This window comes from Pseudomonas sp. CFBP 8772 (genome assembly GCF_014841665.1).
Classification (GTDB): domain Bacteria; phylum Pseudomonadota; class Gammaproteobacteria; order Pseudomonadales; family Pseudomonadaceae; genus Aquipseudomonas; species Aquipseudomonas graminis_B.
Genome location: NZ_JACYUI010000003.1, coordinates 257352 through 279642, shown reverse-complemented (window position 1 = coordinate 279642; position 22291 = coordinate 257352). Strand labels below are relative to the sequence as shown.

The window sequence follows — 22291 nt, the reverse complement described above, 5'->3', positions numbered from 1 at the left end:
CAATGCGCTCGGCCGGTTGATTCAACAAAAGGGAAGCTCTGTATTCGTACAGTAAGGAAGCCATGTGGAGCGCGTTCGCAAGCAGAAATGGACGGCGGTCGTCCTGACCGTCGGCCTGTGTCACCCGATTTTTTCCGTTGCGCTGGCGGAGGATCAAATCGATCCCGGCCTGCGCAGCATCAGCCCTTCCCGCCTGCAGGCGAAGCCCGCGGATCAGCGGAGCAAGGGCGATGGTCGTGAAGGCAGTCACAAAAGCAATGCCAAAGGCAGTTCCGGGCCCGGAGCGGTCGGGGTCAAGGAAGACAGTCAGACCCTGGGCCTCGAACAGGCCGTCCGGCTCGCCGTTGACTGGCACCCCAGCATCAGCGAAGCGATCGGCACCTTGTATCAACAGGCCGAGGGCATCAACGTGGCCGAAGCCGGTTACTACCCGCAGATCTCCGGCGGGATAAAAGGCGGCTACACCAGCGGCTATGGCAGCGACGACGGCAGCCAGTCGGTGAGCATCTCCCTCAAACAGATGCTCTACGATTTCGGCAAGGTCTCGAACGCAGTCGAGGCGGCCCGTGCCAAGGCCGCCCGCAGTCAGGCAAGCATTCTGCTGGCGATCGATCAGGTCAGCCGCGACACCGCGTTCGCCTACATCGAAGTCCAGCGCTATCAGCGTCTGGTGGACATCGCCCGGGAGCAGATTCGCGGCATCGGCGATATCGTCGATCTGGCCAGGCAGCGCAGCGACATGGGCGCGAGCACCCGTTCCGACGTGGTTCAGGCGCAGTCCCGCGCCGAGGGCGGCATGGCGACGCTGCAAGAGTACAAAGCGTTGTATGCACGCTGGCAGTCGACGCTGACCAACCTGCTCGGTCGGCAGACCCCGCCCCAGGTCAGCAGCACCTTCAGCGCCTCGATGACCGACGCCTGCACCGCCCCCATCAGCACAGACGCCCTCCCCGCCGTGCTGCAAGCCGCCGCCCAGCGCACCCAGGCCCAGGCCGAACTGGCCCAGGCCAAGGCCGAAGCCTACCCGACGCTGTCACTGCAGCCCTCGGTCAACCAGTTTCTGGACGATCATTACGACGACCAGAACTCGACGATCAATCGCACCCAGGCGGGGATCTTTCTCAACCTGGAAGTGCCGATCTATCAGGGTGGCGCCACCAGTGCCCGCAGCCGCGCCGCCAACTACGCCCTGACCGCCGCCGATTCCGCCGAGGACGCCGCACGCCTGCAGGCGCGGCAAGGGCTGGGCGAGGCGCAGGCGCAGACGTCCGGCCTGACGCGCCGGCTTAGCTCGCTGGAATCCCGGCAGACCAGCATCACCGAAGCCCGCGAGCTGTACGGGCGGCAGTACCTGGAACTGGGCACCCGGCCGCTGCTCGACCTGCTCAACGCCGAGCAGGAAATCCACCAGTCGCGCTTCGACCTGGCCAACACCCAGGCTGACCTGCGCCGTCTGCAGATCGATTGCCTGTACAACAGCGGTGCGCTGCGCCGCGCGTTCGGCATCGATCACAGCACCATCCAGCACGTGGAGATCCTGCCATGACCGAGACCGTCGTCATTCCTGAAGCCCCCGCGGCAGGCCCTGATCGTCCGGACTACGCGCCGTGGCTGGAGGCCATCCTCACCGTCGCCCGGCATTACCGCCTCGACGTGTCACCGGAAAGCATCCGCCTGGCCTCGGCCAACAGCGAGGGCCGAGTCGAAGAAGTGGTCCGCTACATGGCGCGGCAGGCGGGCTTGAGCGTCAAGTTCGCCCGTTACGACCGCAAAAGCCTGTCCCGCTGGCGCACGCCGCTGCTGGTGCAACTGCGCGACGGCCAGGTCGGCGTGATCGAAAGCGTCAGCGAGCAAGGCGAACTGGGCATCGCCTACAGCGGCGACCAGGGCCTGCAGAGCCGCATCGACCCGGCCGTCCTCGCCGAGCACGCCCTGCGAACGGTGGTCCTGCGGCCGATTCAGCCCCTGAGCGACGTGCGCACCGACGACTACATCAAGCCCTACGACGAGCATTGGTTCCGGCGCATCGTGCTCAGCGACCTGCGCCCCTACCGCCAGGTCATGCTGGCGTCGCTGGTCGCCAACCTGCTGGGCATGGCGGGCGTGCTGTTCTCCATGCAGGTCTACGACCGGGTGATTCCGGCCGAATCCCTGCCGACCCTGTACGTGCTGTTTGGCGGCGTGATGCTGGCGCTGGTGTTCGACTTCGTCATGCGCATCATGCGTCTGCGCATCACCGACGTGATGGGCAAGCGCGCGGATCTGCGGGTCTCGGACCTGATCTTCGGCCACGCCCTGCGCTTGCGTAACTCGGCGCGGCCGAAATCCACCGGCTCGTTCATTTCGCAGCTGCGCGAGCTGGAGCAGATCCGCGACCTGATCACCTCCAGCACTGCGACGGCGCTGGCGGACATGCCGTTTTTCTTTCTGTTTTTGCTGGTGTTCTACCTGATCGGCGGGCCACTGGTGTTGATCCCGTTGGTCGCGCTGGTGGCGATGGTGCTGCCCGGCGTCCTCGCCCAACGCAAGCTGGCGCGGCTGGCCAATGCCTCGATGCGCGAAGCCGCACTGCGCAACGCCATGCTGGTGGAAACCGTGCAGGGCATGGACGACATCAAGGCGCTGCAGGCCGAGCAACGTTTCCAGCAGCAGTGGAATCACTACAACGCCGCGTCGGCCGACAGCAGCCTGAAACTGCGCTCGCTGACCAACAGCCTGGTGGCCTGGACCCAGAACGTGCAGGGCGCGGTGTTTGCCGTGGTCATCGTGTTCGGCGCGCCCATGGTGATTGCCGGCGACCTCACCACCGGCAGCCTGGTGGCCGCCTCGATGCTGGCCTCGCGGATGATGGCGCCAATGGCGCAGCTGACCCACGTGCTGACCCGCTGGCAGCAGGCGAAGGTCGCGCTGCAAGGGCTCAACCGGCTGATGCAGATGCCGGTCGATCACCCCGAAGGCAGTCAGCGCGTGCATGTGCCCGCCATTCGTGGCGACTACGTGTTGCGTCAGGCCGGCTTCAAGCACAGCGAAGAGGCCGCGCCTGCCCTGAGCGGCATCAACCTGAACATTCGGCCGGGCGAGCGCGTCGCCATTCTCGGGCGCAATGGCGCAGGCAAGTCCACGCTGCTGCAGGCGCTGGCAGGCTCGATGGATTTGTCCAGTGGCGAAACCACCCTGGACGGCATTGCGCTGGCCCACCTTGATCCGGCCGACCTGCGCCGGGACGTCGGCCTGATGTCCCAGCAGGCGCGGCTGTTTCACGGCACGCTGCGGGACAACCTCACCCTCGGCGCCGGCCAGGCCAGCGATCAGGAAATCATCGCCGCCCTGTCGGTGACCGGCGCGCTGGAATTTGTCCGCCAGTTGCCCAAGGGCATGGACCACCTGATTCTTGAAGGCGGCCTGGGGTTGTCCGGCGGTCAGCGTCAGAGCCTGCTGCTCTCACGCCTGTTGATTCGTCAGCCCCAGGTGCTGCTGCTGGACGAACCCACCGCCTCGCTGGACGACATCACAGAACGCCAGCTGCTGGAAAAACTCTCGACCTGGTGTCAGGGCCGCACCCTGATCGTCGCCACCCACCGGGTCAGCCTGCTGCAACTGGTGGAACGGATCATCGTGCTGGACAACGGCCGCATCGTCATCGATGACCACCGCGACGCCGCCCTCACCCGACTCAGACAGCCGCAAGGAGCGCAGGCATGAACGCATTGACCACGGAGCAAACCCCACGGCTTGGCGATCAAGTCACCTACCTCGACGGCCAGGATGAACGCAGCATCACCGGGAGCGTGCGGGTGATCTGGACGTGCGCGCTGATGCTCGCGTGTTTCCTTGCCTGGGCGGCCTGGTTTCAGGTGGTGGAAGTGTCCACCGGCACCGGCAAGGTGGTGCCCAGTTCCAGGGAGCAGCTGATTCAGTCCATGGAGGGCGGGATCATCAAGGAGCTGAACGTCAGCGAAGGCACGCTGGTGGAGCGCGGCCAGGTGCTGGCGCAGCTCGATGCGGTGAAGAGTGAGTCGAACGTCGGCGAGAGCGAGGCGAAGTACCGGGCGGCGCTGGCCAGCGTCAACCGGCTGCAGGCCGAAGTCAGCGAGAAGCCGCTGACGTTCGATGCGTCGCTGGACAAGTACCCGGAGCTGCGTCGCGCCGAAACCGACTTGTTCAACGCCCGGCGCAGGGGCCTCGGCGAAACCCTTACCGGCATCGAGAGCTCGCTGAAGCTGGTGCGCAGCGAACTGGCGATCACCGAGAATCTGGCGAAAATCGGAGCGTCGAGTCGGGTCGAAGTGCTGCGCCTGAACCGCCAGCGCTCCGAGCTTGAGCTCAAGGCCACCGAGGCGCGTTCCGAATACATGGTGCATGCCCGCGAAGACCTGGCCAAAGCGAATGCCGAGGCGCAGATGCTGTCAGCGGTGATCCGCGGCCGCAGCGACTCGCTGTCTCGCCTGACCTTGCGCTCGCCGGTGCGCGGCATCGTCAAGGACATCGAAGTCAGCACCATCGGCGGGGTCGTGCCGCCCAACGGACAGCTGATGCAGATCGTCCCGCTGGATGAGCAACTGTTGATCGAAACGCGCATCTCGCCCCGGGACATCGCGTTCATCCACCCCGAGCAGCAGGCCAAGGTGAAAATCACGGCCTATGACTATTCGATTTACGGCAGCCTCGACGGCAAGGTTGTGACCATCTCGCCGGACACGATTCAGGATGAGGTGAAGCCGGAAATCTTCTACTACCGCGTGTACATCCGCACGGACTCGGACGTACTGCGCAACAAGGCGGGCAAGAGCTTTGCCATCGTCCCCGGGATGATCGCCACGGTGGACATCCGCACCGGTGAAAAAACCGTGCTGGATTACCTCATCAAACCCCTCAACCGCGCCCGCGAAGCGTTGCGTGAGCGTTGATCAGTTGACCGCGAGGTGGGTCGGCGCTGGCGTGGCCGGCTTGGCCTGAGCCATGTAACGGGTCCACTCACGGTTGATTTCGTTGTACGGCATGAAAATACTGATCCGTGGCTGGTTGGCCAGGTCCGGGCGCTTGATCTTGGCCAGGTCGCTGGAGGTCAGCAATGCCACGGTGATCCCCACCACCTTGCCGTCTGCCGCGAACACCGGGCCGCCCGACATGCCCTTGGCCACCGGGCCATCATGGGTGCCGTACATTACGTTGCCTTCTTTGGCGTCCAGGCGAATCATCGCCGGCAGCGCGCGGCCTGTGCCTTTCACCGACATGTAGGCGGAGTTGTAGCCCACTGAGGTGAGTTCTTCACCCGGCTGGTACGAGCGCCACATCGGAACGGAATCGGCCTTGTGCTTGAAGAACTGTACGTCGCCTTGCCCCTGGAATACCGCGCCGGAGATGTAAGGGATGTGCTTGACGGTGACGGCGTAATCTTCATTCCACTGGATCGCGGTGCCCATCAACAGATAGGGCAGCGGCGCACCGGAATGGACGACGAAGGCTTGGTCAAAGACAGGATCCTGGGTGAAAGCGGTGGGCATTCCGTTGCACCCGCTGATCAGCACCGAGGCTGCAACAAGTGACTTGAAGGGGCGCATTTTTTTCCGTGGGCATGAGTTGAAGGCGCAGCAAATATGTCATTGAGCCATCACTTAATCAATAGGCTGAGACTACCGCCTGTCTTGTTCTGATGCATTTAATTCATTGGATCCAACCTGTTTGACTTTATCGGTCGATAGAGCCGCTCGATTAATCACTCATTTGAATAAACTTCAAAAAACCAGGGATTTCTCTGAATTAATTGTGTCAGGGTCCTATCTGATGCAGATCGGCCTGCCACTATTACGACAGCACACCACCTCTTTCGAGTGTATGCGCTGCCGTGGGTCGCAATGCCGATCGCCACAACGTCGCAACGTCACACTTCTAGCTGCCGGGACTTTTATGAGATCACGCAAGAAAACCGTCAACCCGATCGGGTTGCAAGACATCACTATTGTCGACGATGCCAAGATGCGGAAGGCCATCACCGCCGCCGCGCTGGGTAACGCAATGGAATGGTTCGACTTCGGCGTCTACGGCTTCGTGGCCTACGCACTGGGCAAGATCTTCTTCCCCGGCGCCGACCCCAGCGTGCAGATGATCGCGGCCCTCGCGACCTTTTCCGTGCCCTTCCTGATTCGCCCCATCGGCGGCGTGTTTTTCGGCGCCATCGGTGACAAGTACGGGCGACAGAAAGTCCTCGCCGCGACCATCGTCATCATGTCCTTGAGTACCTTTGCCATCGGACTGATTCCCTCGTATGAATCGATTGGCATCTGGGCGCCGATCCTTTTGCTGCTGGCGAAGATGGCCCAGGGCTTTTCGGTCGGAGGCGAATACACCGGCGCCTCGATCTTCGTCGCTGAATACGCGCCGGACCGCAAACGGGGGTTCCTTGGCAGCTGGCTGGATTTCGGTTCGATCGCCGGTTTTGTGCTGGGTGCCGGCGTGGTGGTGCTCATCTCGTCCGTGGTCGGCGAGGAGAAGTTCCTCGAATGGGGCTGGCGTCTGCCGTTCTTCCTCGCCCTGCCCCTGGGCATGATCGGCCTCTACCTGCGTAACGCGCTGGAAGAAACCCCGGCGTTCCAGCAGCACGTTGAAAAGCTCGAACAGGGTGACCGCGAAGGCCTGGCACACGGCCCGAAAGTCTCGTTCAAGGAAGTCGCGACCAAGCATTGGCGCAGCCTGCTGACCTGCATCGGCGTGGTCGCGGCGACCAACGTCACGTACTACATGCTGCTCACGTACATGCCGAGCTACCTGTCCCACAACCTGCATTACAGCGAAAACCGCGGCGTCCTGATCATCGTGGCGATCATGGTCGGCATGCTGTTCGTGCAGCCGCTGATCGGTTTCCTCAGCGACAAGATCGGCCGTCGCCCCTTCATCATCGCTGGCAGCATCGCGCTGCTGGTGCTGTCGATTCCGGCGTTCAAGCTGATCAACAGCGGCCAGTTGGGCCTGATCTTCGCCGGTCTGCTATTGATCGCGGTGATCCTCAACTTTTTCATCGGTGTCATGGCGTCGACGCTGCCGGCGATGTTCCCCACCCACATCCGCTACAGCGCGCTGGCCAGTGCCTTCAACGTCTCGGTGCTGATTGCCGGCCTGACCCCGACCGTGGTCGCCTGGCTGGTTGAAACCACCCAGGACCTGTACATGCCGGCGTACTACCTGATGGTGGTGGCGGTAGTGGGCCTGATCACCGGCCTGACCATGAAAGAGACCGCGAACAAGCCTTTGCGTGGCGCCGCGCCGGCGGCGTCGGACCTCAACGAAGCCCGTGAGCTGCTGCAGGAGCATCACGACAACATTGAGCAGAAGATTGAAGACATCGACACGCAGATTGCCGAGTTGCAAGCCAAGCGCGAGACGCTGGTTCAGCAGCACCCGCGTATAGATTGATTCTGGTGGGACCGGCTTCAGCCGGGAAGAGGCCGGTTTGTACACCATCAGTGTTGTGGTGTAGCACACGACCCCTTCCTGGCCAAAGCCAGTCCCACGACCCCTGCCGTTCGCGGTCATTTGAAGGATTTGTCGGAACCGCTGCGCCCCTCTCCCGGTCAGGTCTTGCATGAGCATTCAACCGCTGCTGTGCAGACACAGACAGCCGGACAGAGAACTGAAAGGCAGCCTTCCCCATGACCGACATCCTCGACCACCTGCCCCCCGTACTGCGACCGCAAAGCGAGCGCATCCTGGCTGATATCCATGCGTCGGGCTCGACCATCGACGCGGTCAAGAACGGCGCTCAGGCCAACGGCTTCGTGCTCGGGCTGCGGTGCTGCGGCGGCATTGACGCGCAGCAGGCCGACGCGCTTTCCGAGTTCTACGACAAGGTCGTGGAATGCCGGTTGAAGCGGCTGACACTCGGGTTGTCCTGAACCGCTTTTATGCCCCGGCCTGAACGCCGGGCGCTTCCCCTTTTATTTTTAGTCATTGTCAGCGGATGACCTGTTGACCAACGGAGCCTCACCATGCGATCCAATACCTCCTTCCTTTTCGACCTCGACGGCACCTTGACCGATAGCGTTTATCAGAACGTCACGGCATGGAAGGAAGCCCTTGATTCAGAGAACATTCCACTGGCGATGTGGCGCATCCACCGCAAGATCGGTATGAGCGGCGGCTTGATGCTGAAGATGCTGTCCCGTGAAACCGGGATGGAGATCACTGAGGCGCAGGCTGAGCGGTTGAGTGAAAGGCACGCTGAGGCGTACGAGAGAACCCAGGATCAGATCATTGCGCTGCCGGGGGCCGTGGAGTTGTTGAAGACGCTGGACGATGAGGGTTTTCCCTGGTGCATCGCGACCAGTGGGGAGATGTCGACGGCGCGGATCAATCTGAAGGCGTTGGGGCTGGAGCCGGAGCAGATCAATCTGATCACGCGGGATGATGTGAAGAATGGCAAGCCGGACCCGGATTTGTTTGTGACGGCGGCGAAGAAGATTGAGGCGAGGATCGAGGATTGTCTAGTGGTGGGTGATGCGATCTGGGATATGTTGGCGGCGCGGCGGTGCAAGGCGACGGGGATCGGGCTGTTGTCGGGCGGGTATGACGTGAGCGAGTTGGAGCGCGCCGGGGCGTTGCGGGTGTATGAGGATCCGCTGGCGTTGCTTAACCATCTGGATGAGATCGCTACGCGCGAATAGCTTTGCAGCTTTTTTTAAGGTCAAGATCAAGATCAAGGGCGTCTGCCTGGGGGCAGACGTTTCGCCTTCGGCGAGTTACTTGGAAAAGCACCCCAAGTAACCAAGGGTGCTTGCTCCTGGTTGGGCCCGACTTCGTCGGGTTCCCTCACTCCGGTCTCGCTCCGTGGGCCCGCCGCCATCCGCCATCCATGGCGGGGGGCGGCTCTCGCGGCATCCATGCCGCTCGGCCCACTGCGCGAGACCTGCGTTCAGCCTGCACCCAAGTCGCATTTCGCGATGACCGGGCTTCCTGTGTACGAAAATCAAAGGCACAGCAGACGCTTACCTTGTAGGACCGGCTTTAGCCGCAGCGCATAGGGGACTGATTTATTTACAGCGCTTCACCGTAAATTAATCTGTCCCCGGGACAACGCTAACGTCTTTTGCCTCCACTGATCGCTCCGCGTCCGCGTCTGTACTCGATCCGGGATAAGGCGAGGGGTTTTATTCGCCAGCCTTATAAACCGGATAGTCGATATAGCCCACTTCAGTCCCGCCATACAACGTGGCCGGGTCAACGGGGTTGAGGGGCCAGCCGTTGGCGATGCGTGCGGGCAGGTCGGGGTTGGCGATGAAGGGGCGGCCGAAGGCGATGAGGTCGGCGAGGCCGGCGTCGATCAGGCGGTTGCCGCGTTCGGCGGTGTAGCGGCCGGCGTACATGATGCGTCCGCTGAAGGCTTCACGGATGGCTCTACGGAAGGTCTCCGGCAGTTCAGGGGCGTTGTCCCAGTCGGCTTCGGCGATAGAGACGTAGGCGACGCCGGCGTTTTCCAGAACCTTGACGGCTTCGACGTAGGTGTGATGCGGATCGCTTTCCACCAGGCCGATGTAGACGCGTTCTTCGTCGGTGCTGGCGAACAGCGGTGAGAAGCGCACGCCCAGACGATCCCCGCTAACGGCTTCGGCGACGGCAGTGACGATCTCGCGCAGGAAGCGCAGGCGGTTCTCCAGCGAGCCGCCGTATTCGTCGTCGCGGTGGTTGGCGTGCTCGGAGATGAACTGGTTGACCAGGTAACCGTTCGCCGCGTGGATTTCCACGCCGTCAAAACCCGCTTCGATCGCGTTTTTTGCCGCCTGGGCGTACAGCTTCACCAACTCGCGGATTTCTTCCACGGTCAGTGCGCGAGGCGTCGGCGGCACCACCAGTTGCCCTGCGCCCGGCGCGGTTTCGATGAACGCCTTGGCGTTGACCGCCGGGATCGCCGATGGGGCAACCGGCGCTTCGCCGTTAGGCTGCAAGGCGTGGTCGGACACGCGCCCCACATGCCAGAGCTGGGCGAAGATGACGCCTTCTTCCGCGTGCACCGCGTCGGTCACTTTGCGCCAGCCTTCGACCTGCTCGGCGGTATACATGCCCGGGGTCCATGCATAGCCTTGGCCGCGCGGCTCGATCTGGGTGCCTTCGGTGATCATGAAACCGGCGGACGCACGCTGCTGGTAGTACGTCGCCATCAGGTCCGAGGCGATATCGCCCGGTTGCAGGCTTCTCTGGCGGGTCAAGGGCGGGAAGGCAATGCGGTTTTTCAGCACGTGCCGACCGAGGTTGACGTGAGTGAGCAAGGGTTGCGTAGCCATGGGTGAAACTCCGTTCAAGGCGTTCAAAGGTGTGACCAGAATGAATGGCGTAGACCAGTCGTCTAGTGGATGGCCGGGAGTCTAAAGCGCACCCGCAGAGCCGGCAATGTCAGATCCGCAATGATTCCGGACATTGATTACGGACTGGCGGACTCGCAGAATCTTGCGCTTTGCGTATCCGCGGTGGGACCGGCGCTGACATCGACCGTAGGACCGGCTTCAGCCGGGAAAGCGTCAGAAGCCACACCGCAAAATCGAGGCTGCTCGCACCGGCCCCTTCCCGGCTCAAGCCAGTCCCACTAAAAACACCGCGCGCATTCAGTGGGACGATCGCCCGCGCTGAACAGGCAGCACGTCAACCAACGCCCATCATTCACATCCTTCCGCACAATCCCCTAGAATGCCGCCTGGTTTCAGGCTCGTGCCCCCTGCGCTGGCAGTGGCGGTAACAGAAAGGCGATCAAGGCATGCGCGACATTTCCAGGCAAAGAACAGTGGCAGTGGTGCTGTTCACCGACGTGCTCATGCTCGACGTGACCGGCCCCATGGACGTCTTTTCGATTTCCAATCGACTGCTGGCACCGGAAGAACAGTACCGATTGATCACGGTGGCCGAGCGACCGCTGCTCATCCGCAGCTCCTGCGGGCTCAAGGTCCAGGCGGATGTGGCGCTGGACGATCTGCCGGCCGACATCGATCTGCTGCTGGTCCCCGGCGGGCCGGGCGCGTACGGCGTCGGCCATCCTCAGCTCACCGCCTGGCTACCCGCCGCCGTCCAGGGCGCCCGGCGTTTCGGGGCGATCTGCACCGGTGCGTTTCTGCTGGGGGACGCTGGCCTGCTGGACGGCTATCGCTGCACCACCCACTGGAACTACGTCGAGCGACTCGCCCGGCGGTTCCCCGCCACCCGGGTCGAAACCGAGCAAATCTACGTCGTCGACCGCAACCTGATCACCTCCGGTGGGATTACCGCCGGGATCGACATGGCCTTGGCCATCGTCGCCGAAGACCACGGCAAGGAGATCGCCCTCGAAGTCGCCAAAGTGCTGCTGGTGGTGATGAAGCGTCAGGGCGGGCAAACGCCCTACGGCCCGCTGCTGGCGGCGGTGCCCCGGGATGACAGCGCGATCGCCCGGGTGCAGGCCTACGTCGTCGATCACATCAATGAGGCGTACACCGTGCAGCGCATGGCCGACCTGGCAGCGATGAGTCCGCGCAATTTCGCCCGGGCGTTCCAGCGCGAAGCCAGCCTGACGCCCATGCAATTCCTGCTCAACGCGCGCATCGATCATTCACGCAAACTGCTCGAAGGCAGTGACCTGCCGCTCAAGGTGGTGGCCAGTCGCTGCGGCTTCGGCAGCGCGCGGCACATGCGCAAGGCATTCAATGAGCGCATCGGCGTGACGCCCGGCCAATACCGTCAGCAGTTCGGCGGCGAGTGAACGAGTGCGCGTCTCCATCCTCTGATCTTCAAGGGCGGCCGTTGCGCCGCCCACTCGCCAACAAGCTCGCAGACACGCACACTGCGGCGCTTGTCTGACACACACCGCTCAACAGCTGGAAGGACTTGCCCATGACCACCCACACCGAAACCGCGCTGCTTGCCGGAGGCTGCTTCTGGGGCATGCAGGACTTGCTGCGCCGCTACCCCGGCGTCGTCTCGACCCGCGTCGGCTACTCCGGTGGCGACGTCGACCACGCCACCTATCGCAACCACGGCACCCACGCCGAAGCCATTGAAATCGTCTTCGATCCCGAACAGATTTCCTACCGCCAGATCCTGGAATTCTTCTTCCAGATTCATGACCCGTCGACCCCGAACCGCCAGGGCAATGACCGGGGCGTGAGCTATCGCTCGGCGATTTTCTACCTCAACGACCAGCAAAAAGCCGTGGCGCTGGACACCGTGGCCGATGTCGATGCGTCGGGCCTGTGGCCGGGCAAAGTCGTCACCGAAATCGCCCCGGCCGGGCCGTTCTGGGAAGCCGAGCCGGAGCATCAGGACTACCTGGAGCGCATTCCCAACGGCTACACCTGCCACTTTATTCGCGCTGGCTGGAAACTGCCGCACCGCGAAACCTCAACCACGGCCTGATCGACACGGACTGTTCCCCCGGACCGCCTTGCCAGAGCGGTCCAAGGGGGATACGGTTGCCGTGGCACGGGCCGAATCCATCGGACCCAAGTGCATAAACTAATAACTAAACGATATTTATCTAATCTTTTTTAGACTCTTATGATTCGCGGCTTCCGCTTTCCTGCCCCCACTGACGCCACGAGTCCGCCATGCCCTTCCCTCGCACAATCGCTGGAAAATCCCTGTCATTGTCAGCCGCACTCGGCTCCGCCCTGCTGCTGAATGCCGTGGTTTCGTTCTCCGCCGTCGCCGACCTGCTGGAAAAGGGCCGCACTCAGGGCCTGACCGCCGGCATCGCCAACGAGCAGCCCTATGCCTACGTGGGCACCGACGGGAACATCGTCGGCGCCAACGTCGAGATCCTCCGGGCCATTCTCGAACCGCTGGGCATCAGCAAGGTTGAACTGCCCATCACCGAGTTCGGCTCGCTGGTGCCGGGCCTCGCGGCAGGTCGTTTCGATCTGATCGGTGCCGGCCTGTTCATCAACCCGGCACGCTGCAAAGTGATTGGCTATTCCAACCCGGTCACCCGCTCCGGTGGCGCGTTTCTGGTCAAGGCTGGCAACCCGCTGAAGCTGCACAGCCTCAAGGACGTCGCGGCCAACGGCAAGGCGCGGCTGGCGACCCAGCCCGGCAGCAATCAGGTGCAGGAAGCCAAGGACAGCGGCATCAGCAATGGCAACGTGGTGCTCTTCGACAAAGACACCGAAGCCCTCGCCGCGCTGCAGGCCGATCGCGTCGACGTGGTGTACTTCCCCGATGCCGAAATCATCGGCCTGCTGAAAAAAGCCGACGGCACGCCGGTTGAACGGGCGCTGCCGTTCGAGCAGATCCCGGACGCCGATGGCAAACCGACCTGGAATTACCACGCCTACGGCCTGCCGAAAAACGATCCGGCGTTCACCCAGGCGTTCAACGAGCAACTGGCGAAACTGCGCGCGTCCGGTGACCTGCTGAAGATCCTGCAGAAGTACGGCTACACCGAAAACGAACTGCCACCCGCCGACGTCACCGCCGAGCAACGCTGCAATCGCTGATGCTGATCCCGGTGCCGATGCCGATGCCGGCGCTGATGCCGGCGCCATTGTAGGACCGGCTTCAGCCGGGAAGACGTCGGTGGGCGCACCGCAAAATGGTGGGCGCCAGCACGGGCCTCTTCCCGGCTAAAGCCAGTCCTACTGTGGGATCGAGTGCATTCAGTGGGACCGGCTTCAGCCGGGAAGGCGTCGGTGAGCACACTGGAAATCGAGGGTGCCGCCACGGCCCTGTTCCCGGCTGAAGCCGGTCCTACAGACCGCACGCATCCAGTAGGACCGGCTTCAGCCGGGAAGCTTCTCGATCTTTCACCCGCGACATGACGGCCCCAGCCCATACGAGTACGGCCCATGCTTTTTGATGCTTCCACCCTGGACACCGCGCGCTTCATCGCTCGCCAGTTGGCCAACGGCGCACTGGTCACCCTGGAAATCACCTTCTTCGCCCAAGTCGTTGTGGTGGTGATGTCGTTTGTCATCGCGCTGATGCGCCTGTCCCCATGGCGCGCGCTGCGCTGGATCGCGACGGTCTACGTCGAAATCCTGCGGGGCATCTCCGCCCTGGTGCTGCTGTTCTACCTGTTCTTCATCCTGCCGCTGTTTGGCATCACCCTGGCGCCGATGACCACCGGCATTCTAGGCCTGGGCCTGACCTTCTCCGCCTATGGTTCGGAAATCGTCCGCTCGGCCCTGAGCAATGTCGCCCGGGGCCAGCGGGACGCGATCAAAGCCCTGGACTTCGACGCGATCACGGCGTTTCGCCGAATCATCCTGCCCCAGGCCCTGCCCTTCATGCTGCCGCCCATGGGCAATCAACTGGTCGAGCTGCTGAAGACCACGTCGCTGGTGTCACTGATCACCCTCAGCGACCTGACGTTTTCCGGCGGTCAGTTGATCACCACCCTGGGCCAGCAGACGCTGATCTGGAGCATCGTGCTGGTGTGTTATTTCGTCATGGCCTGGCCGCTCAGTTGGCTGGTCAAGCGCTATGAGCGGCGGGTCACCCACTGGCGTCGCGGGGTGGCCCCATGAACTTCGATTACGCCTTCGCCTGGTCCATCGTCCCCGATCTGTTTCAGGGGCTGCTGGTGACGCTGCAAGTGGTGATGCTGGGGTTTCTGCTGGCGGTGCTGCTCGGTCTGCTGCTGGCCATCGCCCAACGCTCGAACAACGCGCTGGTGCAACGGCTGAGCGCCGGCTACCTGAGCTTCTTTCGGCACACCCCACTGATGGTGCAGCTCTACGTGCTGTTCTTCGCCCTGCCCCTGGCCGGCCTGACCCTGCCGGCGATTTCCACCGGGGTGATCGGGCTCGGCCTGTATTACGCGGCCTACATTGCCGAAGCCTTTCGCGGGGCCATCGAAGGCGTGCCGGCCGGACAATGGGAAGCGGCCAAGGCCCTGGATTTCGACGGCGCCACCACGTGGCGGCGGATCGTCTTGCCCCAGGCCCTCAAACCGATGCTGCCAGTGCTGGGCAATTACCTGATCGGCATGTTCAAGGAAACCCCGCTGCTGGCGGTGATCACGATTCCCGAGCTGTTCCAGGCGGCCAAGCAGATCGCCGGCATGACGTACCGCTACAACGAGCCCTACACGGTGATGGCGCTGATGTTCCTGGCGATCAGCGTGCCGACCTCCCTGTTGTTCAAATATTTCGAGAGGCGCAGCCATGTCTGATCTCGCACACGCTCTGCCCGGCGCATCGCCGCAGATCATCCTCAAGCAAGTGGTGAAAAACTTTGGCGCGACCCGGGTCATCGATCACCTCGACCTGAGCATCCCCGCCGGTCAGAAAGTCGCCCTGATCGGCCCCAGCGGTTCGGGCAAATCCACGGTGCTGCGCCTGATCAAGGGCCTGGAGGCCTATCAGCACGGCAGTATCGAGGTGGCCGGCTCGCCGGTGCCGGCCAAATCCGGCGGCTGGCACTGGCCGGGTGCGAAGAAGCCGCCGGTGGTGCATCGGGTGGGCATGGTCTTTCAGCAGTTCAACCTGTTTCCGCACCTGACCGTGCAACAGAACGTCACCGAAGCCCCGCTTCAGGTGCTCAAGCTGAGCCGCGAAGAGGCTCTGGAGCGCGCCCATCAATACCTCGGGCTGGTCGGCTTGAGCCACAAGGCCGATGCCTATCCCGCGCAGCTGTCCGGCGGCCAGCAACAGCGCGTGGCCATTGCCCGGGCGCTGGCCATGCGGCCCCAAGTGATGCTGTTCGACGAGGTCACCTCTGCGCTGGACCCCGAGCTGGTCGGTGAAGTGCTGGCCGTAATTCGGGCCATCGCCCACGAGCAGCAGATGACCATGCTGCTGGTGACCCACGAAATGAAGTTCGCCCAGGACATCGCCGACCGCGTGCTGTTCATGGAGGGCGGGCGCATCGTCGCCGATGGCTCGCCGACCGAGGTGCTGGTCGACCCGGACAACGAGCGCACGCGGCGCTTCCTTAATCTGGTGGAGCAGCGTTGAGCGGCTCCGGCCCCGCCTGGCACGCGGCCGAAAAAAACCCGAACTCGGCGACCGTCGACACATCCAACCCTCATACCCCACAGCGAGGATGAACCCATGAGCAACGACACCCCGGTCGACCCACGCAACGTCACCCAGCCCGACGCGCCAACCCTGGACAGCGCTGGCAAACCCGTCAACGTGATACAGCGAGACCTCACTGACCCTGACAACGACACCCGCGCGGTGGACGAAATCATCACCCCCACCTCCATTCGGGAAAAAGAACAGGACGCCGAGGAGCTGAACAAAAAGTCAGCTGAGATCGAACGCAAGGTCGCTGACGGACGTTGATTCACCCAGGGCGGCGTCATGGCCGCCCTGCCTTCCCGAGTTTCAATCCACGCCCGGCATCACCTGCCGCGCCGTAGAATTTTTGCGTCCACACCGGCCTCTTCCCGGTTAAAGCCAGTCCCACAAAAAGCATCCCAAGCGTCCAGTGAGACTTGCTGCGCCTCGACCTAGGCAGCAGCTGTGACCTCGACCGTAGGACCGGCTTTAGCCGGGAATGCGTCGGCAGCCGCGCCGCAAATTTGCTGGCGTCGACACCGGCCTCTTCCCGGCTAAAGCCAGTCCCACAAAAAGCATCCCGTGGGTCCAGTGAGACCTGCTGCGCCTCGACCTAGGCAGCAGCTGTGACCTCGACCGTGGGACCGGCTTTAGCCGGGAATACGCCGGCAGCCGCGCCGCAAAATTGTTGGCGTTCATACCGGCCTCTTCCCGGCTGAAGCCGGTCCCACAAAAAGCATCCCAAGCGTCCAGTGAGACTTACTGCGCGCGGACTTCGGCAGCGGTCATGACCTTGACTGTAGGACCGGCTTTAGCCGGGAATGCGTCGGCAGCCGCGCCGCAGAATTGTTGGCGTTCATACCGGCCTCTTCCCGGCTGAAGCCGGTCCCACAAAAAGCATCCCGTGCGTCCAGTGAGACCTGCTGCGCCTCGATCTAGGCACCAGCTATGACCTCGACCGTGGGACCGGCTTTAGCCGGGAATGCGTCGGCAGCCGCGCCGCAAATTTGCTGGCGTCCACATCGGCCTCTTCCCGGCTGAAGCCGGTCCCATAAAAAGCATCCCAAGCGTCCAGTGAGACTTGCTCCCGGACTTCGCCAGCAGCCATGACCTCGACCGTGGGTCCGGCTTTAGCCGGGAATGCGCCGGCAGCCGCGCCGCAAAATTGCTGGCGTCCACATCGGCCTCTTCCCGGCTGAAGCCAGTCCTACGTGCCCAGCAGCGACCGTACCGCTTCCAGCACTGCGCTGATTTCGAACGGCTTGTCGAACACTTTACTGAACAGGTCTGGCCGGGCGATGCCCAGATGCGACTGCGCACCGCTCATGAGCACAATCGGGATCTGCCCCAGGCTCTGATTCACGCGCACCGCTTCCGCCAGCTCGATGCCGTTCATCCCGGGCATCATGTAATCCGTAATGATCAGCTGCGGGCGCTCGCGTTCGAGAATGCCGAGGGCCTTCAGTCCGCTGCCGGCGGTGACCGTCAGGTAGCCTTCGTCTTCCAGCGCGAAGCTGAGGATGTCAGCGATGAGGTATTCATCGTCGACGATCAGAATCGTGGTCATGCAGCCCTCCGCGCCAATGAGCGATCATCGGCTCGATGACGACTTCTACGCCGTTGCATTGCCTGAATCGTCGAGGGCATGGAACGCAGCCTTTTTCACAGTCAGACCCTGCTCGCCGATCAAGACGTCCAGCAGGGCCGGGTCGTAGGGGTTATCGCGGATTTTGAGGATCGACAGTTGCCGGGTCAGCCCCGCCGTCGATTGCGCGAAGCGGATCAGCATGAGGTTGTCGACGATGCCCGACATGTCAGGGGCCGGTGCGTCGATCTTGCCACCGATCAGGCCGCGGATTTCCCAGCTCGAGACCACCGTGACGCCACGGGCGCGAAGCTCGCTCATCAGGGCGCTGAAGAGGTCGAGAATCCGCGATTGATCGCACGACGCCCTGGCCATGCCGCCGAGACTGTCGAGGAACACGCGCTTGATGCCGTGCTGCTCGACGATCCGCAGCAGGTCGAGGGCGAGTTTGTCGATCAACTCGGCGGTCGGTGATTTCCAGGCGATGTGCAGCGCACCGGCGCGTTCCAGCGCTTCAAAGTCCAGCCCGAGCGCCGCCGCCTTCACCCGAAGGCGCTGTGGCGACTCGTAGAAGCCGAACAGCAGCCCCGGTTCATCGGGCGTCGAGCGCGCGAGAAAGTTAAGGCCGAACGTGGTCTTGCCTGTGCCCGACGGGCCGAGGAGCAAGGTCACCGACGATTCCACCAGGCCACCACCGATCAGCGGGTCCAGCGTGTCAATCCCGCTGGCGACGACACTGAATTCAGCACTGTCGCGCAGCGCCGAGTGGGTGATGGTGCTTTCAAGGCGCGGGTAGACGACCAGCCCGTTTTCGGTGATTTCGCATTCGTGGGCGCCGGGGATGGCGCCACTGCCACGGGTCTTGCGCGCCTTGATACGGCGCACGGACCGGTTGCCGACCAGCTCTTCGCCCATTTCCAGCACGCCGTCGACCATGGTGTGTTCGGGGCTGCCGTCGTCCAGCTGGGAACTGGTGAGGAAGAACACCGTGCACCCGGCGAAAGCGGCGTGGCCCTGCAGTTCGGAGATGAAGCGTTTGGTGTTGAGGGTGGATTCGGCTTTGGAGCGGGCATTGAGCAGCCCGTCAAGGATCATCACCGTGGACTTCTGGCGGACGATCTCCCGGCGCAGCAGCTTGACGACTTCATCAAGGCCGTCGTTTTCCATGGTGTCGAACGCGCTGACGAACTGGATCTGGTCGCCGACCCGGTCTTTGTCGAAGAAGCTCATGGTGGAGAGGAACTGAAACAGCCGTTCGTGGGGCTCGGCGAGCAGGGTCGCGAACAGCACGCGGCCGCCATTGCGGATGTGATTGAAACCGATCTGGTTGGCCAGAATGGTTTTTCCGGAGCCCGGTCGACCCTGAATGATGTACGAGGACCCGGCAACGAAGCCGCCCATTAGCAGCTCATCAAGCCCTTCAATTCCGCTCTGAAGGCGTTTTAGCTGATTCAAATTTGCTTCCTCCGCCACGGTATTGGCGTGGTGAATATTGCGAGTTAGGTGCGCGAATAATCGCGCATTCTTCCGTTTTTGAAGAAGCTTTCCAAGCGCAATCATCAATTTCAATGACAGATGCACACGCAGTTGCCGACAGACGCAGCGACTCACACATCCGAACGAATGATAATCACTCGGCCGGATCGGCAGCGGCTTCGGGGGTGCACCCATCGGTCTCGGCCTGGGACTGCTCGCTGCGCCGCTCGGGATCGTCGGGTTTGATGGGGGCAGACAGGGGATATTCAGGGGTGTCATCCGTACCTGCCGCGGGATCGTCGGCAGGCATGCAAATGAGTGATGGGCTGGAAGGATGCATGGTCGCGGGTCCATAAGGGAGGCAACCGTTGGAGCGCACTGTCGAGCCCTCGTGCGGTGCACCGGACCAGTGGCGTGCGCGGTGTCGCCTGCGCCCTGTGGAGCGGGCGCGGTTGGATTGGTTTGACCTCGACTGAAGGACCGACTGAGGGACCGGCTGCAGGACCGGCTTCAGCCGGGAAAGCGTCGGATTAATCGCTGATGTCGGCACTGGGGCTTGTGGCCACCAACATCTCATGGGTCGGCTTCAGCGACACGGTAAAACAGCATCCCCCGTCATCACGGCTGGTCAGGTTGACTGTCCAGTGCTGGTTGGCGCAGATGCGCTGGACCAGCGACAACCCCAGGCCCAGGCCCTCCCCGCGCTGTTCGTCGCCGCGCACGAAGGGCTGGAACATGGCCTGCTGTTTTTCCAGCGGAATGCCGATGCCGCTGTCCTCGACGCTGAACCCGTCGCTGCGCAGGGTCAACTGGATGAATCCCTGATCGGTGTAGTGCCAGGCGTTGCGCAAGAGATTGCCCATCACCGAGCGCAGCAAGGGCGCGTTGTAGGCCTCGTCGTCGCCGTCCAGGCGCTGATAGCTGAAGCGCAAGCCTTTGGCTTCGATGGGCGTGCGCCAGGTGTCAGCCAGCTCGTCGGCGATCAGCACCAGAGACGACCGCTGGCCATGAGGCGTGTTCTTGCCTTCGGTACGGGCCAGCAGCAGGAAGGTTTCGACCAGTTGGTTCATACCCGCGGTGGCCTTGCCGATGCGCTTGACCTGCGTGCGGGAACGGTCGTCCAGCGCCGGGTATTCCATCAGCAGTTCGCAGGACGTCGCCAGCACCATGAGCGGCGTGCGCAGCTCATGGCTGACGTCGCTGGTGAACAGCTTTTCGCGACTCAGCGCGGCCCGCAGCCGGCCCAGGGTTTCGTCGAAGGATCGGGCCAGTGCGCCGACTTCGTCATTGGCGTAATCGCTGGCGAGCACCGGCGCCAGTTCCAGCAACTGATCGCGATGGCGCACCTGACCGGCCAGGCGCGACACCGGCGTGATCACCCGGGACGCCAGCAGCCGCCCCAGCAACACCGCCAACAGCACGCTGAGGACGAAGCCGACCAGCACGACCCCGAACAGAATTCGTTCACGTTTCTGGAATTTGCGCTGATCCCGCAACAACACGTAATGGCGCCCGTTCACTTCCGAGACCATGGCGTAATAGGCTTTCTTGCCGCGAAAGAACTCCTGAAATCCCAAGGGCAGGCCCTTGAGGTCGTCGCTCATGGCAAGGTCGCCAACGCCCTCTTCGGCGTAGAACAATTCGTCTTTTTCAGGCCGGTGGCGCCAGTCGTTGATGCTGTCCACCGCCAGCAGACGGTGCATGTTGCCCTTCAGGCTCATGATCGACAGGCGCTTTTCGACCACGTGCACGGTGGCAATGATACCGGCGGCGAATACCCCGGCGACCAGGGTGCTCATCAAGGCGAATACGATGACAATCCGTTGCTTGAGGCTGTGTTTGATGTCCATGAAGGTCCGTGCATGGCGGTACTCGAATCCGGGGCGTCGCCCCTCCTGCGGCGATTATCGGGTGCGGGATGTCATGGTTTTGTCAAATGCCGCGCTCCGCCCGGCTGGCGCCGGTCCCGCTGGACATCAGAGGCCGCATCAGCAACATCCCGACCGCGCACCCGCCCATCAGCAGGCAGGTGGCGATGAAGACCACCGGCATCCCGAAATGCCCGCCCAGGTACCCCCCGGTCAGCGGCCCCAGCACCTGGCCGATGTACTGGCAAGACGTGGAATAGCCCAGCATGCGCCCCGCCACGGCGTCGGGCACCGAATGACGGATGATCGCCGCAATGCACGGCAACAGGCCGCCCAGGGCAATGCCCATGAGAAAACGCAGCAGCACCAATTGCCAGGCATGGCTGACGAACGCCTGGGGGATGAGCAACAGAGCGGCCGCCGTCAGGCAGCCGATGACCACTTTCCAGTGGCCGATGCGGTCGGCCAGCTTGCCGAGGCGGGACGCCGACAACACGCTGGCCAGGGCGGTAGCCGACATCACCAGCCCGGCCATCAGCGTGACGTTTTCGCTGTGCAACTGGGTCAGGTACACGGTGATGATCGGCTCGATGGACATGATCGAAAACATCACCAGACAGGCCACGACCAGCATGGTCAGCACTGGCCTTTTGTCCGCGATGACGTCCCACGCCCGCACAGCCGGCGCCTTCGCCGCACCCGCCTGACGTTGGGGCCGAGGCGCTTCCTTCATCAGAAACAGCGTCGCAAGGAAGGTCAGAAAGATCACGCCCCCGGCCAGGAAGAACGTGTGACGGATGCCGATCAGCGGCGGCAACAGTCCGCCAATCAACGGCCCGGCGAGATTACCGGCCATGATCCCCGAAGAGAGCATCCCCAGTGCCCAGCCGGTGCGCGCCCTGGGCGTCTGCGTCGCCACCAGAATGGTCGCGCCGGAGGCATAGCCGCCGAGCAACCCTGCCAGCAAACGCAGCCCGACCAACTGGTAAATGTTCTCCGCCAGCCCGATCAGCGACATCGCCACCGCCATGCCCAGGCTGGCGCGAATCAGCATGAGCTTGCGCCCGTAGCGGTCGCCCAGCCGCCCCCACAGCGGTGCCGTCAGCGCGGCAGACAGAAAGGTCGCGCCAAACGCCACCCCCGACCACTGCACGATGGCGGCCTGATCGCTGACGCCCAAATGTTCGACATACAGCGGCAGAAACGGCAGCAGCAGCGTCATGGCGACGATGGTGGTGAACGCGCCGAACACACAAACAGCCAGATTGCGCTTCCAGTGCTCTTCGACGATGGATGGCAGGGGCTCAGCCTGGGATTGGGGGTGTGCGATCATGATGGCTCTACCGTGAACGGAACACGCTCACGGTAGAGGGCTGACAGGCATAAATAAAATTCATGTTTTTCATGCG

At 62.9% G+C, this 22291-nt stretch carries 20 protein-coding genes; 13 read left to right on the top strand and 7 right to left on the bottom strand.

Annotated features, from left to right (window positions below):
- The first annotated feature begins 64 nt into the window (after window positions 1–64).
- From IFT99_RS08185 to IFT99_RS08175, 3 genes are read left to right on the top strand one after another with little or no spacing between them, the layout of a single operon-like run.
- Window positions 65–1546: a TolC family outer membrane protein gene (locus IFT99_RS08185; RefSeq protein WP_192131441.1), complete on the top strand. Its 1482-nt coding sequence runs from the start codon at window positions 65–67 to the stop codon at window positions 1544–1546.
- Complete coding sequence (locus IFT99_RS08180; RefSeq protein ID WP_065991608.1) at window positions 1543–3702, top strand: type I secretion system permease/ATPase; 2160 nt, start codon at window positions 1543–1545, stop codon at window positions 3700–3702. Before IFT99_RS08185 ends, IFT99_RS08180 begins: the two co-directional genes overlap by 4 nt.
- Window positions 3699–4907, top strand: coding sequence for an HlyD family efflux transporter periplasmic adaptor subunit (locus IFT99_RS08175; RefSeq protein WP_065991607.1), 1209 nt, complete (start codon window positions 3699–3701; stop codon window positions 4905–4907). Before IFT99_RS08180 ends, IFT99_RS08175 begins: the two co-directional genes overlap by 4 nt.
- Here IFT99_RS08175 and IFT99_RS08170 read toward each other — a convergent pair whose 3' ends face one another.
- Window positions 4908–5504, bottom strand: coding sequence for a S1 family peptidase (locus IFT99_RS08170; RefSeq protein WP_244160408.1), 597 nt, complete (start codon window positions 5502–5504; stop codon window positions 4908–4910).
- Window positions 5505–5907: 403 nt separating this feature from the next.
- Between IFT99_RS08170 and proP the strand changes: the two genes are divergently transcribed.
- The 3 genes from proP (at window position 5908) to IFT99_RS08155 (ending at window position 8657) form a co-directional block, all read left to right on the top strand.
- Window positions 5908–7410 carry a glycine betaine/L-proline transporter ProP gene (gene proP / locus IFT99_RS08165; RefSeq protein ID WP_192131440.1) on the top strand — a complete coding sequence of 501 codons (1503 nt, stop codon included), beginning with the start codon at window positions 5908–5910 and terminating at the stop codon, window positions 7408–7410.
- Window positions 7411–7646: 236 nt separating this feature from the next.
- Window positions 7647–7889, top strand: coding sequence for a hypothetical protein (locus IFT99_RS08160; RefSeq protein WP_065991605.1), 243 nt, complete (start codon window positions 7647–7649; stop codon window positions 7887–7889).
- Between the two features lie 93 nt (window positions 7890–7982).
- Window positions 7983–8657 (top strand): HAD family hydrolase, encoded by a 675-nt coding sequence (locus IFT99_RS08155; protein WP_065991604.1) that lies wholly within the window; start codon window positions 7983–7985, stop codon window positions 8655–8657.
- 483 nt (window positions 8658–9140) lie between these two features.
- Here the strand turns inward: IFT99_RS08155 and IFT99_RS08150 are convergent, their stop codons facing one another.
- Complete coding sequence (locus IFT99_RS08150; RefSeq protein ID WP_192131437.1) at window positions 9141–10271, bottom strand: alkene reductase; 1131 nt, start codon at window positions 10269–10271, stop codon at window positions 9141–9143.
- A 467-nt stretch (window positions 10272–10738) separates the two neighbouring features.
- Between IFT99_RS08150 and IFT99_RS08145 the strand changes: the two genes are divergently transcribed.
- The 7 genes from IFT99_RS08145 to IFT99_RS08115 all read left to right on the top strand — a co-directional run bounded on the left by IFT99_RS08145 (window position 10739) and on the right by IFT99_RS08115 (window position 16238).
- Entirely contained in the window at window positions 10739–11713 is a 975-nt protein-coding gene (locus tag IFT99_RS08145) for a GlxA family transcriptional regulator (RefSeq protein WP_192131435.1), read from the top strand.
- Window positions 11714–11844: 131 nt separating this feature from the next.
- A complete protein-coding gene (msrA, locus tag IFT99_RS08140; protein WP_192131433.1) occupies window positions 11845–12366 on the top strand; it encodes a peptide-methionine (S)-S-oxide reductase MsrA in 522 nt (173 codons plus the stop codon).
- A 191-nt stretch (window positions 12367–12557) separates the two neighbouring features.
- Window positions 12558–13445, top strand: coding sequence for an ectoine/hydroxyectoine ABC transporter substrate-binding protein EhuB (gene ehuB / locus IFT99_RS08135; RefSeq protein ID WP_192131430.1), 888 nt, complete (start codon window positions 12558–12560; stop codon window positions 13443–13445).
- Window positions 13446–13793: 348 nt separating this feature from the next.
- Entirely contained in the window at window positions 13794–14474 is a 681-nt protein-coding gene (gene ehuC / locus IFT99_RS08130) for an ectoine/hydroxyectoine ABC transporter permease subunit EhuC (RefSeq protein WP_065991599.1), read from the top strand.
- On the top strand, window positions 14471–15121 hold the full coding sequence (gene ehuD / locus IFT99_RS08125) for an ectoine/hydroxyectoine ABC transporter permease subunit EhuD (protein WP_192131428.1): 651 nt from the start codon (window positions 14471–14473) through the stop codon (window positions 15119–15121). Before ehuC ends, ehuD begins: the two co-directional genes overlap by 4 nt.
- Window positions 15114–15905 (top strand): amino acid ABC transporter ATP-binding protein, encoded by a 792-nt coding sequence (locus IFT99_RS08120; protein WP_192131427.1) that lies wholly within the window; start codon window positions 15114–15116, stop codon window positions 15903–15905. Before ehuD ends, IFT99_RS08120 begins: the two co-directional genes overlap by 8 nt.
- Window positions 15906–16001: 96 nt before the next feature.
- Entirely contained in the window at window positions 16002–16238 is a 237-nt protein-coding gene (locus IFT99_RS08115) for a hypothetical protein (protein WP_192131425.1), read from the top strand.
- A gap of 922 nt (window positions 16239–17160) precedes the next feature.
- Here IFT99_RS08115 and IFT99_RS08110 read toward each other — a convergent pair.
- The 5 genes from IFT99_RS08110 to IFT99_RS08090 form a co-directional block, all read right to left on the bottom strand.
- Window positions 17161–17520: a response regulator gene (locus IFT99_RS08110; protein WP_065991595.1), complete on the bottom strand. Its 360-nt coding sequence runs from the start codon at window positions 17518–17520 to the stop codon at window positions 17161–17163.
- A 45-nt stretch (window positions 17521–17565) separates the two neighbouring features.
- Window positions 17566–18993 carry an ATPase domain-containing protein gene (locus IFT99_RS08105; RefSeq protein ID WP_083233208.1) on the bottom strand — a complete coding sequence of 476 codons (1428 nt, stop codon included), beginning with the start codon at window positions 18991–18993 and terminating at the stop codon, window positions 17566–17568.
- Window positions 18994–19168: 175 nt separating this feature from the next.
- Window positions 19169–19354 (bottom strand): hypothetical protein, encoded by a 186-nt coding sequence (locus tag IFT99_RS08100; RefSeq protein WP_192131423.1) that lies wholly within the window; start codon window positions 19352–19354, stop codon window positions 19169–19171.
- 190 nt (window positions 19355–19544) lie between these two features.
- Window positions 19545–20864, bottom strand: a complete 1320-nt coding sequence (locus IFT99_RS08095) for a sensor histidine kinase (protein ID WP_065991592.1) — start codon at window positions 20862–20864, stop codon at window positions 19545–19547.
- Between the two features lie 82 nt (window positions 20865–20946).
- Complete coding sequence (locus IFT99_RS08090) at window positions 20947–22215, bottom strand: MFS transporter (RefSeq protein WP_192131421.1); 1269 nt, start codon at window positions 22213–22215, stop codon at window positions 20947–20949.
- Window positions 22216–22291 lie beyond the last annotated feature (76 nt).

Bases quoted from the DNA above. Each gene is read 5' to 3' on its own strand.
- IFT99_RS08180 (WP_065991608.1), top strand. From the start codon at position 1,543: ATGACCGAGACCGTCGTCATTCCTGAAGCCCCCGCGGCAGGCCCTGAT.
- IFT99_RS08175 (WP_065991607.1), top strand. From the start codon at position 3,699: ATGAACGCATTGACCACGGAGCAAACCCCACGGCTTGGCGATCAAGTC.
- IFT99_RS08170 (WP_244160408.1), bottom strand. From the start codon at position 5,504: ATGCCCACCGCTTTCACCCAGGATCCTGTCTTTGACCAAGCCTTCGTC.
- proP (WP_192131440.1), top strand. From the start codon at position 5,908: ATGAGATCACGCAAGAAAACCGTCAACCCGATCGGGTTGCAAGACATC.
- IFT99_RS08160 (WP_065991605.1), top strand. From the start codon at position 7,647: ATGACCGACATCCTCGACCACCTGCCCCCCGTACTGCGACCGCAAAGC.
- IFT99_RS08155 (WP_065991604.1), top strand. From the start codon at position 7,983: ATGCGATCCAATACCTCCTTCCTTTTCGACCTCGACGGCACCTTGACC.
- IFT99_RS08150 (WP_192131437.1), bottom strand. From the start codon at position 10,271: ATGGCTACGCAACCCTTGCTCACTCACGTCAACCTCGGTCGGCACGTG.
- IFT99_RS08145 (WP_192131435.1), top strand. From the start codon at position 10,739: ATGCGCGACATTTCCAGGCAAAGAACAGTGGCAGTGGTGCTGTTCACC.
- msrA (WP_192131433.1), top strand. From the start codon at position 11,845: ATGACCACCCACACCGAAACCGCGCTGCTTGCCGGAGGCTGCTTCTGG.
- ehuB (WP_192131430.1), top strand. From the start codon at position 12,558: ATGCCCTTCCCTCGCACAATCGCTGGAAAATCCCTGTCATTGTCAGCC.
- ehuC (WP_065991599.1), top strand. From the start codon at position 13,794: ATGCTTTTTGATGCTTCCACCCTGGACACCGCGCGCTTCATCGCTCGC.
- ehuD (WP_192131428.1), top strand. From the start codon at position 14,471: ATGAACTTCGATTACGCCTTCGCCTGGTCCATCGTCCCCGATCTGTTT.
- IFT99_RS08120 (WP_192131427.1), top strand. From the start codon at position 15,114: ATGTCTGATCTCGCACACGCTCTGCCCGGCGCATCGCCGCAGATCATC.
- IFT99_RS08115 (WP_192131425.1), top strand. From the start codon at position 16,002: ATGAGCAACGACACCCCGGTCGACCCACGCAACGTCACCCAGCCCGAC.
- IFT99_RS08110 (WP_065991595.1), bottom strand. From the start codon at position 17,520: ATGACCACGATTCTGATCGTCGACGATGAATACCTCATCGCTGACATC.
- IFT99_RS08100 (WP_192131423.1), bottom strand. From the start codon at position 19,354: ATGCATCCTTCCAGCCCATCACTCATTTGCATGCCTGCCGACGATCCC.
- IFT99_RS08095 (WP_065991592.1), bottom strand. From the start codon at position 20,864: ATGGACATCAAACACAGCCTCAAGCAACGGATTGTCATCGTATTCGCC.
- IFT99_RS08090 (WP_192131421.1), bottom strand. From the start codon at position 22,215: ATGATCGCACACCCCCAATCCCAGGCTGAGCCCCTGCCATCCATCGTC.